Below are 13273 nucleotides of genomic sequence, written 5' to 3'. Positions count from 1 at the left end.
GTCACCGCGAGGGGGCCGAAGTCATCGGCGAGGAATGGGGCCCCGGGGTGCCGTGAAGCCCTCTCACCAGATCGTGGAGCTCCATGAGGGCGGCATCGATGCGCCTGAGCAGGAGTTCCAGAGGCGGTGGGGTCCTGGCCTCGCTCTCGAGCGGCCTCAACGGGGAGTCGTCCAGCCCCGGAGGCAATGCCAGGCGGCCGTCCTCCAGGGTCGAGGCCAGCAGGCGCGCCTTCTCCGCCAGCCTGGCCGCCGCCTTGCGCAGGGCCTCCTCTTCGCCGGAGGGGGCGCCGAGCGGCTCCAGGTGCCGGATGAAGAAGGCAATCGATGCGAGCGCATGCACGAGGCGGCGTGTGTCCTGCCCCACGAAGAACATCCGGTCGATGAGGGGCCGCGCGGACTCGCGAACCTCCCGCAGCTTGGAGTCGATCCGCCGCACCCGCTCCACGAGGATGCGACCATTCGCGGGGCCCGGAGGCGCCGCGACCACATCGAGGGAGGCGGCGGCGCTGCGCAGGACTTCCGCCGCGCTCTGCCAGACGCGGACCCTCGTGCGCGAGGGCAGGAGCACCCCCGCCACCACGGCCCCGATGCCCGCCCCGGCCAATGTCTCCCACAGCCGCAGGTACAGCAGGTCCGGCGAGTAACGCCCCGTCAGGCTGTAGAGGAGTACCAGGAGCGTGGTGAACCAGAAGACCATCCACGCGTACGAGAGCCGCAGCAGGTAGAAGCCGAGGAACGCACAGGCGAAGAGCAGCGCGATCTCCAGGTCCCGGTGGCCGCTCACCATCGTGGCGAGCAGCAGTCCGGCCAGCACGCCCACCACGGTGCCCAGGGCCCGGTGCCAGGCCCGGAGGAGGATGTCTCCCCGGGTGGAGGCGCGGTTGAAGACCACGAACGAGGCCACCACGGCCCAGTACCAGCGGGTGCTCGACAGCGCGTGGCCCGCGATCATGGCCAGGCCGCCCGCCACCGTGGCCTGGATGGCCTGGCGGGTGGCGGCATGCAGCTTCGGGGGCTGGGCCTGGGGGGCCGCCGCTTCCGGAAGCGGCTCCGCGGCGGCGATGGCGGGGATGCGGGACGTCCCGGGATGCGGCAGAAGGGGAAGGGCCATCACCTCCTGCAGCTTGCCCAGCGCGCGCTGGATCTTCGCCGCGGAGGCAGAGGGCTCCTGGAAGGGAAGGGGCTGAAGGCCGCGGCGCTCACGCCAGAGGGCGGTCATCCTGGCTTGCAGTTCCCGGCGCTCGGCGGGGGCCAGGCTGTTCTGGTGGAGCCCCTGGTAGACCGCTGACGCGAGCCGCTCCGCGCACAGCTCCATCTCGAGCAGGTGCCAGCGGACCTCCTCCTTGGAGAGCCCCGGCGGCAGGTCCTCCTGAGGCACGCGTTCGAGGTGTTGTTCGATCTCCATCGCCCCTTCGTTCACCCGGCGGAAGGCCCGGCGGATCCGCTTCTCCGGGAGCCTTCCTTCGGGCGCTTGCAGCACCTGCGCGAGCTCGGCCAGCAACAGGCGGATGCTGCGCCGGTAGACGTGCAGGGTCCTGCGAAGCGAGGCGAAGGGCCGCTCGGGAACCCCCCAGGCCCGCACGCCATAGGCCACCGCGCCGCCAATCCCGATGCTGGCGAGCATCCAGGGAAGCTGTGCCGGACTGGCATGCACGAAGAGTGAGAAGAAGAACGTCATGAAGGCGATCGTTCCCAGCGCCGTTCCGCGCGGGCCGAAGCGCCGGACCGCGACGGCCAGGAAGATCACCCCCAGGAAGACGAGGGAGCTCATCACCAGGTTCAGCGCGGAGACGGCGCCCAGGCACACCGCCGCCGCGGCGACCCCGGGCACACACAGCAGGGTGAGCCGCTCCTGCCGGGGAAGCGGGTCCTGCACCGAGACCGAGGCCATCATCCCCACCATCATCCCCACCATCCCCAGGGACATGGGTTGATGCACGAGCGGGCTCAGCACGGCGAGGGCCGCCAGGGTCAGTCCCAGCCCCAGCAGGGCGCGCAGCCCCATCTTCAGGCGGCCGAGGTCCGGGTCCGACGCGAGGAAACAATCCCACCAATATGAAGGATGAAAGGCTCGCATCCGTGCCCCTCAATCTGGGGCTGGAACCGGACCGGTGCGTGCTGCTTGCTCCATCAGCGTCCTGGAGCGGGCGAGGGCCTGCCCGGCAGGCAGGTCTCCTTGAGCGCCGCGCTCAGGCCTCGCGGCGCTCGGTTCGGGCCCCCACGAAGGCGGGGAGTGCCCGGAGACGGCCCTTCACCATGCCGAAGAGCGCGCCGAGGGAGCTCACGGACTGGGCATCCGGCTCGATGATGCGCGCCGCGAAGAAGACGGCGCCAAAGCGGGCCACGGCGGAGAGCACGAAGAGCACGTGGAAGTTCACCCAGGCGTGGCTGCCCAGCGTGAAGGTGGCGGGCAGCGCTCCCGCCAGGGCGCCTCCCATCGCGGAGGCCGCCGCGTACGCCAGGCCTCCCGTGGTGGCGAAGGCGGCCAGGTAGAAAGGCCGTCCCTGGCGCGGGGCCACCGCCAGCGGAAGCGCGAACACCGCCAGTCCGTGGCCGCTCCAGAGGCTTCCCGCCAGCAGGACGTCGAACACCAGGGGCCACAGCGAGCCCTGGGCGGGCAACAGCCAGAGCAGGGGAATGGTGGAGATGCCCAGGGAGCAGACCATCACCACCGGCTGCGCGCCCACCCGGTCGATGACCTTGCCCCACAACGGCGCGGTCAGCACGCGCACCCCGGCCACCGCCGCAGCGTGCAGCGCCATGATGACGAAGGTCATCTGGAGGTTCTTGATCATGTGGAACGCGAAGTACGGCGCCGAGAGCCCCACGGCCGCGTTCCACGTCACCTGATAGAGCAGCACGCGGCGGGCGCGGGCATCCTTCCAGGGCATCAGCGTGGCCCGGAGATCCAACCGGAACGGGGTGCCCCCCGGCGCGGGGTCATGCTGCCGGGACATGATGTACGTGGTGATGAACCCCACGACGCACGCGAACGCCGCCAGCAGGGGCAGCGCCAGGCCCGGGCCCTCGGCGCCGCGCAGGCGGTCCAGCAGCACGCCCGCGGCGAGCGAGGCCAGCGTGCCCGAGATGGTGCACAGCGCGGTGCGCCGGCCGAAGTAGCGGCCCCGGAGGTTCTTGGGAACCAGCTCCCCCATCCACGCCACCCAGGCGTTGTTGCCCACCACGCCCAGCACCGCGGAGGCGGCGGCGATGCCGACGAGCAGCCGCTGCTGCCCGGCCAGCTCCAGCGGCAGCCAGGGCACCGCGCACAGGGGCAGCATCACCACGCGGGACAGGAACACCGCGGTGAGCGCCACCCGCCGGTGGCCAAAGGTGGAGGTGAGCCAGGCCGCCGGGAACTGGATGAACTGGGCGAAGAAGGGCAGCGCCGTCATCACCCCCACGAGGAAGGGCCCCAGCTTCAGCGCGATGGCCCACGCGGTGAGTGCCGTGGCACCCGCGCACGCGGTGAACACCTCCGTGACCATGCCTTCCGTCACCGAGGCCCGCAGCGTCCGGCGAAGGACCCGGCGCGGCGCGGTGGGGACCGGGCGCTCCGTGGGGGGCGGCGCTCCCAGCAACGGCGCGGCGGAGCCCGGCAGGGAGCTGCCTGGACGGAACAGCGGGACGGCGGAGGCAAGCGCGGCGAAGCTGCGCAGAACGTGGCGGCGGAGGGCGACGGAAGGCACGCGGCTCAAGTGAGAAAGAGGAACCCGGTTCCTCTCTCACGGGCATGCGGAAGACTCAACCGGACCGCGGGGAGGGACCTGGGCCGCCTGCTGAGTCACCAGCCCTCCGGGTTGTTCCGGCATTCCCGTTGGAGTGCCAAGAGAAACCACGGATTCGGATGCAGTTCACGCGGTCTTGAACTATATGAATGCGCCGAGGAGACGTTGCCCATGGATACGGCTGGCAAGCTGGCTCATTTTCTCGAACTCGTGGAACAGCGGCTGGGCAGTGCCTTGGCGGACGGGGACGCTGGACCGGGCGTGACGGGCGACACGCTGATGGAGGCCGCGCGCCACCTGTGCCTGGGCAGCGGCGGCAAGCGGGCGCGCCCCATGCTGGTGAGCCTCTTCGGGGACGCGGTGGACCTGCCCTCCGAGCGCCTCGTGGAGGTGGCCGTCGCGGCCGAGCTCATCCACTCCGCCAGCCTCCTGCACGATGACGTGGTGGACGCGGGCATGTTCCGCCGGGGCCGCCCCACGGTGAACGCCCGCTGGGGCAACATCGTCGCGGTGATGAGCGGCGACCTCATCCTGTCCACCACGCTGCTGCGGCTGGCGCAGCTCGACGAGAGCCTGTCCCGGACCGCCATGTCGGTGGTCTCCGAGATGACCCGCGCGGCCATCACCGAGGTGGAGGCCCGCGGGGTGATGGACCTGCCCCTGCCGCGCCTGCGCTACATCGCCGAGGGCAAGACGGGCTCGCTCTTCGGGTGGTGCGGCCACGCGGCCGCCCTCCTGGCCCACCGGCCCGAGGCGGTGAAGAGCTTCGATGGGTTCGGCCGCCACCTGGGCGTGGCCTTCCAGATCGCTGACGACATCCGGGATGTCCTCGGGACCGATGTGGGCAAGCCCCAGTACGCGGACCTGCAGTCGCGCACGCCCTCCATGCCCATCCTCCTGGCGGTGGAGAAGGACGACAAGCTGCGGCGCAAGCTCAAGGAGGCGTGGGCGTTCTCCTCCATCACCGCGGACCGCACCAAGGAGATCGGCGCCGCCATCATTGCCTGTGGCGCCGTGGAGCAGTCGCTGGCCCAGATGAACGCCGAGATCGACACGGCCCTGGGCCACCTGGGGCCCTTCGCGGACTCGGCCGGGGGCGCGGAGCTGGTGAGCTGGGCGCGCCGGCTCTCCAGCGGCATCACGGACCAGGTCCGGAGCAAGGTTGCATGAAGGGGTACCTGTGGACGGGGGGGAGCGCCGCGCCGGCTCCGGCCGCTGTGCCGGCCACGGGCTCGCTGGCGCCCTGGGAGGCCCTGGCGGTCGAGGCCGTGGGCAACGTCATCGAGTTCTGGGGGTTCAAGCGCAACCAGGGCCGGGTCTGGGCGCTGCTCTACCTGCGCGGCGAGCCGCTCACGGCGGGTGAAATCGAGCGCGAGCTGGAGCTGTCCAAGGGCGGCGTCTCCATGCTCCTGAGAGACCTGGAGCGCTGGGGCGTGGTGCTGCGGGTGCGCCCCCCGAAGGACACCATCTGGCGCTACGCGGCGGAGACGGACCTGGTGCGCATGGTGACGCACGTCATCGCCGAGCGCGAGGTGGGCTTCGTGGCGCGGATTCGCGCGGACCTGGCCGAGGCCCGGCGGCTGGCGCAGGAGGTGGGCGGCGTGCCGGCCGAGCGCCTCCAGCGCCTGGAGAAGATGGCCACGCTCGCCGCGCACGTGGAGAAGGCCATCCGCCTGTTCATCAAGACGGCGCGGCTGGACGTGGGGGGCGTGCTGGAGGCCTTCCGCGAGGAGTCCGGAAGGGGCCGGGAGAAGCGCAGGTAGCCTTCCCGCCCCGGGCGTTTGTGTCGTAAGGGGTCCGGCATGGACTCTCATTACGATCAGGTCATGAAGGCGCGGAACGCCGCGGATCCTTCCGTCTCCCGGCTGTACTTCGCCTACTCGACGATCCTGGACCGGGCCGCCTTCGAGGAGTGGCGCTCGCAGCACTCGTACGACTTCTTCCAGTTGCCCGAGGGCCGGCTCGCCGAGGCGCTGGACGTGGCGCTCGTCTACGACTTTCCCTCCCGCTGGTGGGGAGGCCGGGTGGCGGGGCTGACGGACCAGCCGGGCAAAAGCCTCTTTGGCCGCCTTTTCGAGATTCGCGGCCAGGACTGGCCCATCATCCAGCACAAGGAAGGCTTCGTGACGGGGATGTGCATCGAGCGCCTCGTGCGCGTGCGCGTGGAGGGCCAGGAACTGGAGGCCACCGCCTTCACCACCGCCCCCCGGAGGGCCTCCCAGGAGGGCGCCATCAGCCCGCGCTTCGTGGAAGCGCTGGTACGCGGGGCTCAGAGCGCGGGGCTGCCCGCGGACTACATCGAGCGCTTGCGCCGGGGTGAGCAGGGCTGACGGGCTTTCCTGCGCCTGGGTGCGCGGGTGTGCGTGGGTGCCTTCGGTTATAGGGTGGAGGGACCGGGCCGGTTGGGTCCGGTCTCTCCCTGCCGAGGTCATCTCTTATGTTTCCGCGTTCTTCCGCGCGCACTCGCCGGGCGGCCCTTGTCGCCACCCTGGGTGCCAGTGCCCTGCTTCAATTCACCGCCTGTGGCGACGATCCGGAGCCTCCCGGTGAGGGGAAGCCGCCCGTGGACACCTCGCCGCGCACGCTGCGGCTGCTCCAGACGAGCGACCTGCACACCAACATCTTCCCCTGGGACTACTTCACGGGCACCGCGGATGCTTCGCGGGGGCTCGCCAAGGTGGCCACGCTCGTCCGCAAGGCGCGCGCGGAGAACCCGGACTGCAACCTGCTCATCGACACCGGGGACACCATCCAGGGCACGCCGCTGGGCACCTATTACTCCCTGGTGGACAACACCCCCCAGCACCCCATGGCCCTGGCCATGAAAGAGCTGCGCTATGACGCCATGGCGCTCGGCAACCACGAGTTCAACTACGGCCTCGGGGTCCTCAACAAGTTCAAGAGCGAGGCGGGCTTTCCGCTGCTTGGCGCCAACGTGCGCAATTCCGCGGACGGCAGCGAGGCATTTACCCCCTACCTCATCAAGGAGGTGTGTGGCGTCAAGGTGGGCCTGCTCGGGCTGGTGACGCCCGGGGTGACGACGTGGGAGCGCCCGGAGAACATCCCCGGCCTGCGCTTCGACGACCCCCTGGAGACGGCGCGCACGTACGTGCCGAAGCTGCGGCAGGAGGGGGCCGACGTCGTGGTGGTGGCCATCCACGCGGGTCCGGACAAGCAGCCCACGGGCTTGGCGACGGATCCCGCCACCTGGCTGGTGGACTATGCCGACCCCACGAAGTGGACGGACCGTGGCAACCTGCCCGGTGAGAACGAGGCGGTGCAGATCGCCCAGCAAGTCGAAGGCATCGACGTGCTGCTCACGGGCCACACCCACCAGCCCATCCCGAAGATGCTGCTGAAGAACACCCAGGGGCAGGAGGTGCTGCTCATCCAGCCCAACCGCTGGGGCAGCCACCTGGGCCAGGTGGACCTCGCGCTCAAGTACGAGGACGGGCGCTGGACGGTGGATGGCAAGGACTCCCGCCTCCTCGCGGTGGACGCCACCGTCGCCGAGGATGCCCAGGTGACCCAGCTCACCCGGAGCCACCATGAGACGACGCTGTCCTACGTGGAGGCGCGCATTGGCACCACCCGGGCCGCGTTTCCCGGCGGGTATGCCGCCCGGTATGGGGACAGCGCCCTGGCGGACCTCATCAACACCGTTCAGGAGGAGTCCGCCGCGGCCGAGGGCTACCCCGTGGACTTCTCGCTCGCCGCCATCTTCAGCGACACCGGCGGCCTGCCCGCGGGCCCCGTCACCCTGCGCGATGCGTACAGCGTCTACATCTACGACAACACGCTGTACGTGATGGAGATCAACGGCTCCATCCTGCGCCGGGCCCTGGAGGCCAATGCCCTGTTCTTCAACCCCTGGAACCCCAGCGCGCCGCCGGATGCCTCCAAGCCCGACCTGGCCAAGCAGGCCAACGCGCGCACTTACAACTGGGACATCTACTCGGGGATTGATTACGGGTTTGATCTCACCCAGCCCGCGGGCTCGCGCCTGACCCACCTGCGCTTCAAGGGCCAGGACGTCACCGATGCCCAGATGTTCCGCATCGCCATCAACAACTACCGCGCGGGCGGCGGTGGCGGCTTCGCCATGTTCCGCGAGGGCAGGGTGCTGTGGACCTCCGCCGATGGGGTGCGCGACTACATCGCCCGCTACATCGGGGCCCATGCGGACCTGGACCCCGCCAGCGTGAACACCTGCAACTTCACGCTCTCGCCGAACCTCTACAAGTACTACTTCGAGGCCACGCTCGGCCCGGCGAAGTGCGCCACGCCGTAGCCGTGGGCCCGGGGGCGGGGAGGGGGTCTCCCCCCCCGCCGGTGAAGCGGTGGAACGCCCCGGCTCAGCCTGGGGTGAACCACACCACCGAGAGGGGCGGGAGCGTCAGCAGCGCGGACGCTTCCTGTCCATCCCAGGGCTGGGGCTCCGTGTGGATCTGCCCGCCGTTGCCCATGCCCGAGCCGCCGTACTCCTGGGCATCCGTGTTCACCAGCTCCTGGTAGTGGCCGTGGCGCGGGAAGCCGACGCGGTAGTTCTCGCGGGGAACCGGGGACAGGTTGGCCACGCACACCACGTGCCGGCCCGGGGTGCGCGAGCGCCGGATGAAGGCGAACGTGTTGGCCGCCGCCGCATCCGGCTGCACCCACTGGAAGCCCATGGGCTCGCTGTCCGCGTCGTACAGCGCGGGGAGCTCCCGGTAGAGGCGGTTGAGGTCCGCCACCAGGGACTGGATGCCCCGGTGGCCCGGGTCCTCCAGCAGGTGCCAGTCCAGGCTCCGGTCGCTGCTCCACTCGCTGGGCTGGCCGAACTCGCCGCCCATGAAGAGCAGCTTCTTGCCCGGGTGGGCCCACATCCACGCCAGCAGGGCGCGCAGGTTGGCCTGCTTCTGCCAGGGGTCTCCCGGCATCCGGCCGTAGAGCGAGCCCTTGCCGTGCACCACCTCGTCATGGCTCAGCGGCAGCATGAAGTTCTCGCTGAACGCGTAGAGCAGGCCGAAGGTGAGGTTGTTGTGGTGGTGCTGCCGGTAGATGGGGTCCTTCGAGAAGTACAGCAGCGTGTCGTGCATCCACCCCATGTTCCACTTGAAGTGGAACCCCAGGCCGCCCTCGTGGGTGGGCTGGCTCACCTTGGGCCACGCGGTGGACTCCTCGGCGATGACCACCACGCCCGGGTGCTTGCGGCGCACGGCATCATTCAGCTCGCGCAGGAAGGTGATGGCCTCCTCGTTCTCGCGGCCGCCCCAGCGGTTGGGGACCCACTCGCCGTGTTTGCGGCTGTAGTCCAGGTAGAGCATGGAGGCCACCGCGTCCACGCGCAGCCCGTCCACGTGGTACTCCTCGAGCCAGAAGAGCGCGTTGGCGATGAGGAAGTTGCGGACCTCGTTGCGCCCGAAGTTGAAGACCAGGGTGCCCCAGTCCGGCTGCGAGCCCTGCCGGGGGTCGGCGTGCTCGTAGAGCGCCGTGCCGTCGAAGTTCCCCAGCGCGTGCGCATCCCGCGGGAAGTGGCCCGGCACCCAGTCGACGATGACGCCGATGCCCTGCGAGTGCAGGTGGTTGATGAGGTAGCGCAGGTCATCCGGGTGCCCATAGCGGGCGGTGGGCGCGTAGTAGTTGCCCACCTGGTAGCCCCAGGAGGGGCCATAGGGGTGCTCCGACACGGGCAGCAGCTCCACGTGCGTGAAGCCCATGCGCTTGACGTAGTCACCCAGCTCGTGCGCCAGCTCCCGGTACGTCAGGGGCCGGTCCCCGTCCTGCACCACGCGCCGCCAGGAGCCGATGTGGACCTCGTACACGCTCCAGGGCTTGTGCGTGGGCTCGCCCTCGGCGCGCGTGGACAGCCACTGGGTGTCCGACCAGGAGAAGCGGTTGAGCGCGTGCACCACCGAGGCGGTGGCCGGGGGCACCTCCGTGCGGAAGGCGAACGGGTCGGCCTTGAGCAGGGGCGCGCCGCCGTGGTTCGGGCGGATCTCGAACTTGTAGCGCGTGCCCTCGCCCACCTCGGGGATGAACAGCTCCCAGATGCCGGAGGCGCCCATGCGCCGCATGGGGTGCAGCCGGCCGTCCCAGCCGTTGAAGTCACCCACCACGGAGACGCCCGCGGCGGTGGGGGCCCAGACCGCGAAGGACACACCCGCCACCCCGTTGTGGTGGATGGGGTGCGCGCCCATGCGCTCCCAGAGCTTCTCGTGGCGCCCCTGGCCCGCGTAGTACAGGTCCAGCTCGCCCAGCGTGGGCAGGAAGCTGTAGGGGTCCCTCAGGGTGAAGCTCTTGTTGCCCGGGTACTCCACCTCCAGGAGGTAGTTGAACACCTGGTCGCGCCCGTTGAGGCGCGCCTCGAAGACGCCGTCCCGGCGGTGCGTCATGGGGACGCGGCCCCCGAAGTCCGGCACCACGTGGATGGCGGTGGCATCGGGCCGGTAGGCGCGGACCACCACCCCATCTCCGTCCTGGTGGATGCCCAGCAGGTGGTGGGGTTCGGAGTGGCGCAGCTCGAGGAGCGCCTGAATCTCCGTGTCGATCTGCTGTCGCTCGGCGGGCTTCTTCACGTCGGCTCCTCCATCCTCAAGAGGGCCTGGACAGGGATGCGCACCCAGTCCGGGCGGTTTTGCAATTCATAACGGACTTCATAGAGCAGCTTTTCCAGCTCGAAGGCGCGGAGCATCGTCCCGAACGTCGCGTCGTCGGCCGGCAGGAAGGCGGCACCCCGGGTGCTCTCCCGGTAGCCCGCGAGGAAGGCCTCGCGCGTGGGGACCAGCCGCGGTCCGGGCGTGGTGCCCTCCAGCATCACCGTGGCCTCCGCGTAGTCGAACGAGCGCAGCATCCCCGCCACATCCCGCATCGGCGAGTACTTCTCCCGCCGCTGGGTGAAGTTGCGGGCAGGCTCCCCCTCGAAGTCGAAGATGAGCCACTGGCTGTCCGAGCGCAGCACCTGGCCCAGGTGGAGATCCCCGTGGATGCGGATCTTCTGCCCGGACGGGGCCACGTGCGCCAGCCGCCGCGCGTGCTCCATCAGCCGCTCGCGCTGGTTCTCGATGTCCACGTGCACCCGGCTGGCATCCGCCAGCGTCTTGCCCATCTCGCCCAGGATGGAGGCGCTCCAGCGCTGCAGGTCCTCCTGCAGGAGCGGCTCCGGGGCGAAGGCGGGGTCGTCGTTCACCGAGGCCAGCGCGTGGTGCAGCTCGCCGATGCGGCGGCCCAGCTCGCGCATCTCGTCCAGGAAGGTGCTGCCCAGCTCCCCGGCGCGGCGGAACTGATCCAGCGTGTACTTCCAGCCGTCCACGGCGTTGGGCACGAAGCGGTGCACGATCGCCAGGGTGGCCCCCGCGTTGCCCTCCAGGGTCAGCGCGCCCAGGAGCATGGGCGTGGAGCGGAACGAGGTGCGGGTGGCGAGAAAGCGCCCCATCTCGTGCTCCGGGTTCACCCCCGCCTCCAGCTTGCGGATGATCTTCAGGATGACCTTCTCGCCGAAGACGACGGAGGTGTTGCTCTGCTCCACCATGAGCCGGCGCACCGGCAGCGGATCCGGCAGGGCCACGTGCGCATCCGGCGTGGGGATCCACTCGCCCTGGATGCGTCCGGACGAGGAGGGCACCGAGCGCTGCTCGCGGATGAGGGTGAAGACGGAGCGCAGGCAGTCCACCTCTTCGAGCGCGTCCTGGATGCCCTCGGAGGAGGGTTTGACGGGCAGGAGGTAGCGCTCGGGTTGGCCCAGCTCGTACGTCACCTCGACGACGGCGAGGCTGAAGGCGCAGGGGCCCTCCGAGTCCAGCGTCACATGGTCCACCACGGACACGGACTTGATGGGCCAGGCCTTGCCGGCGAACCAGCGCTGGTGCTTCAGGTATTCGGGCAGCTTGGTCAGGTCCACAGGTGTCACGCGAGCGTCCTCCCGGGCAGGGGTTTTTCCAGACGGAACCACAAGAACATGTAAGGCCCCATGGACAGTTGGTATGGCAAGGACGAGATGCGTGGGAACTCCGTCTCCCCCATGAGCTCGATGGGCACGTAGCCCTCCCACTCACGCAGATCCAGCACCGCGGGCTGCGCGAACCGGGAGAGGTTGCAGATGATGAGGATGGTCTGCCCTTCGTGCTCGCGGGTGAAGGCGAGCACCCGGCGGTTGTCAGGGTTGACGAAGCGCAGCTTCCCCATGGCGAAGGCGGGGTAGCGCTGGCGGACCTTGATGAGCCGCTTCACCCAGTGCAGCAGCGAGGCCTTGACGCGCTCCTGGGCCTCCACGTTGATGGCCTGGTAGCCATACACGGGATCCGAGATCACCGGGGCGTACAGGCGCGCCGCGTCCGTGCGGCTGAAGCCCGCGTTGCGGTCGCCCGTCCACTGCATGGGGGTGCGCACGCCGTTGCGGTCGCCCAGGTAGATGTTGTCGCCCATGCCGATTTCGTCGCCGTAGTACATGACGGGCGTGCCGGGCAGGCTGAACAGCAGGCTGTGCATCAGCTCGATGCGCCGGCGGCCGTTGTCCATGAGCGGGGCCAGGCGCCGGCGGATGCCGAGGTTCAGCCGCATCCGGGGATCCATGGCGTATTCCCGGTACATGTAGTCGCGGTCCTCGTCCGTCACCATCTCCAGCGTCAGCTCGTCGTGGTTGCGCAGGAAGATGGCCCACTGGCAGTTGTCCGGGATCTCCGGCGTCTGCTGGAGGATTTCCACGATGGGGGTGCGGTCCTCGCGGCGCACGGCCATGAACAGGCGCGGCATCACCGGGAAGTGGAACCCCATGTTGAACTCGTCGCCGTCCCCGAAATAGACGCGCACGTCGGCGGGCCACTGGTTGGCCTCGGCGAGCAGCATCTTGTTGGGGTACTCGGCGTCGATGGTTTTGCGCAGGCGCTTGAGGAAGGCGTGCGTCTCCGGGAGGTTCTCGCAGTTGGTGCCCTCGCGCTCGAACAGGTAGGGCACCGCGTCGCAGCGGAACCCGTCCACGCCCATGTTCAGCCAGAAGCGCATGACATCCAGCATGGCCTCCTGCACTTCCGGGTTGTCGTAGTTGAGGTCCGGCTGGTGGCTGAAGAAGCGGTGCCAGAAGTACTGCTTGGCCACCGGATCCCACGTCCAGTTGGAGCGCTCCGTGTCCAGGAAGATGATGCGCGTGCCCTTGTACTTCTCCTCCGTGTCGCTCCAGACGTACCAGTCGCGCTTGGGGCTCTTCGGATCACTCCGCGACTCCTGGAACCAGGGGTGCTGGTCGCTGGTGTGGTTGACCACCAGCTCCGTCAGGATGCGCAGGCCGCGCTGGTGCGCCGCCTCCACCAGCCGCTGGAAGTCCGCCAGCGTGCCGTAGTCCGGATGGATGCCGTAGAAGTCCGCGATGTCGTAGCCGTCATCGCGCAGGGGCGAGGGGTAGTGGGGGAGCAGCCAGATGCAGTCCACCCCCAGGTCCTGCAAGTACGGCAGCTTCTCGATGAGCCCGGGGATGTCGCCATGACCATCCCCGTTCGAATCGTGGAAGGCGCGGATGTGCAGCTCGTAGATGAGGGCCTTTTTGTACCAAAGCGGATCCTGTTCCATACACC

Annotated in this window: 9 protein-coding genes; 4 read left to right on the top strand and 5 right to left on the bottom strand. The window is 69.5% G+C overall.

Going from position 1 to position 13273, the window contains the following annotated elements; genetic code table 11:
- Window position 1 precedes the first annotated feature (1 nt).
- Together KY661_RS05780 and KY661_RS05775 are read right to left on the bottom strand one after the other, a co-directional pair.
- Window positions 2-2077, bottom strand: coding sequence for an FUSC family protein (locus tag KY661_RS05780; RefSeq protein WP_225409255.1), 2076 nt, complete (start codon window positions 2075-2077; stop codon window positions 2-4).
- Between the two features lie 112 nt (window positions 2078-2189).
- Complete coding sequence (locus KY661_RS05775) at window positions 2190-3689, bottom strand: MFS transporter (protein WP_225409254.1); 1500 nt, start codon at window positions 3687-3689, stop codon at window positions 2190-2192.
- 210 nt (window positions 3690-3899) lie between these two features.
- Here KY661_RS05775 and KY661_RS05770 point away from each other — a divergent pair, with 210 nt between their 5' ends.
- The 4 genes from KY661_RS05770 to KY661_RS05755 all read left to right on the top strand — a co-directional run bounded on the left by KY661_RS05770 (window position 3900) and on the right by KY661_RS05755 (window position 8019).
- On the top strand, window positions 3900-4898 hold the full coding sequence (locus KY661_RS05770) for a polyprenyl synthetase family protein (protein ID WP_225409253.1): 999 nt from the start codon (window positions 3900-3902) through the stop codon (window positions 4896-4898).
- Entirely contained in the window at window positions 4895-5491 is a 597-nt protein-coding gene (locus KY661_RS05765) for a GbsR/MarR family transcriptional regulator (RefSeq protein WP_225409252.1), read from the top strand. The genes KY661_RS05770 and KY661_RS05765 overlap by 4 nt, the downstream gene beginning before the upstream one ends.
- A 39-nt stretch (window positions 5492-5530) precedes the next feature.
- Complete coding sequence (locus KY661_RS05760; protein WP_225409251.1) at window positions 5531-6058, top strand: gamma-glutamylcyclotransferase; 528 nt, start codon at window positions 5531-5533, stop codon at window positions 6056-6058.
- A 107-nt stretch (window positions 6059-6165) separates the two neighbouring features.
- The gene (locus KY661_RS05755; protein ID WP_225409250.1) at window positions 6166-8019 is read left to right on the top strand and encodes a bifunctional metallophosphatase/5'-nucleotidase; all 1854 of its coding nucleotides are present in this window, start codon (window positions 6166-6168) and stop codon (window positions 8017-8019) included.
- A gap of 64 nt (window positions 8020-8083) precedes the next feature.
- On the opposite strand, the gene glgB is transcribed toward KY661_RS05755, so the two are convergent.
- From glgB to treS, 3 genes are read right to left on the bottom strand one after another with little or no spacing between them, the layout of a single operon-like run.
- Entirely contained in the window at window positions 8084-10285 is a 2202-nt protein-coding gene (glgB, locus tag KY661_RS05750; RefSeq protein WP_225409249.1) for a 1,4-alpha-glucan branching protein GlgB, read from the bottom strand.
- Window positions 10282-11616, bottom strand: a complete 1335-nt coding sequence (locus KY661_RS05745) for a maltokinase N-terminal cap-like domain-containing protein (RefSeq protein ID WP_225409248.1) — start codon at window positions 11614-11616, stop codon at window positions 10282-10284. The genes glgB and KY661_RS05745 overlap by 4 nt, the downstream gene beginning before the upstream one ends.
- Complete coding sequence (gene treS / locus KY661_RS05740; RefSeq protein WP_225409247.1) at window positions 11613-13268, bottom strand: maltose alpha-D-glucosyltransferase; 1656 nt, start codon at window positions 13266-13268, stop codon at window positions 11613-11615. The genes KY661_RS05745 and treS overlap by 4 nt, the downstream gene beginning before the upstream one ends.
- Between the last annotated feature and the right edge of the window lie 5 nt (window positions 13269-13273).

This window comes from Allostigmatella hybrida, assembly GCF_020103775.1.
In the GTDB taxonomy this organism is placed as follows: Bacteria; Myxococcota; Myxococcia; order Myxococcales; family Myxococcaceae; genus Hyalangium; species Hyalangium aurantiaca.
This window is presented reverse-complemented; position numbering and strand designations above follow the sequence as displayed.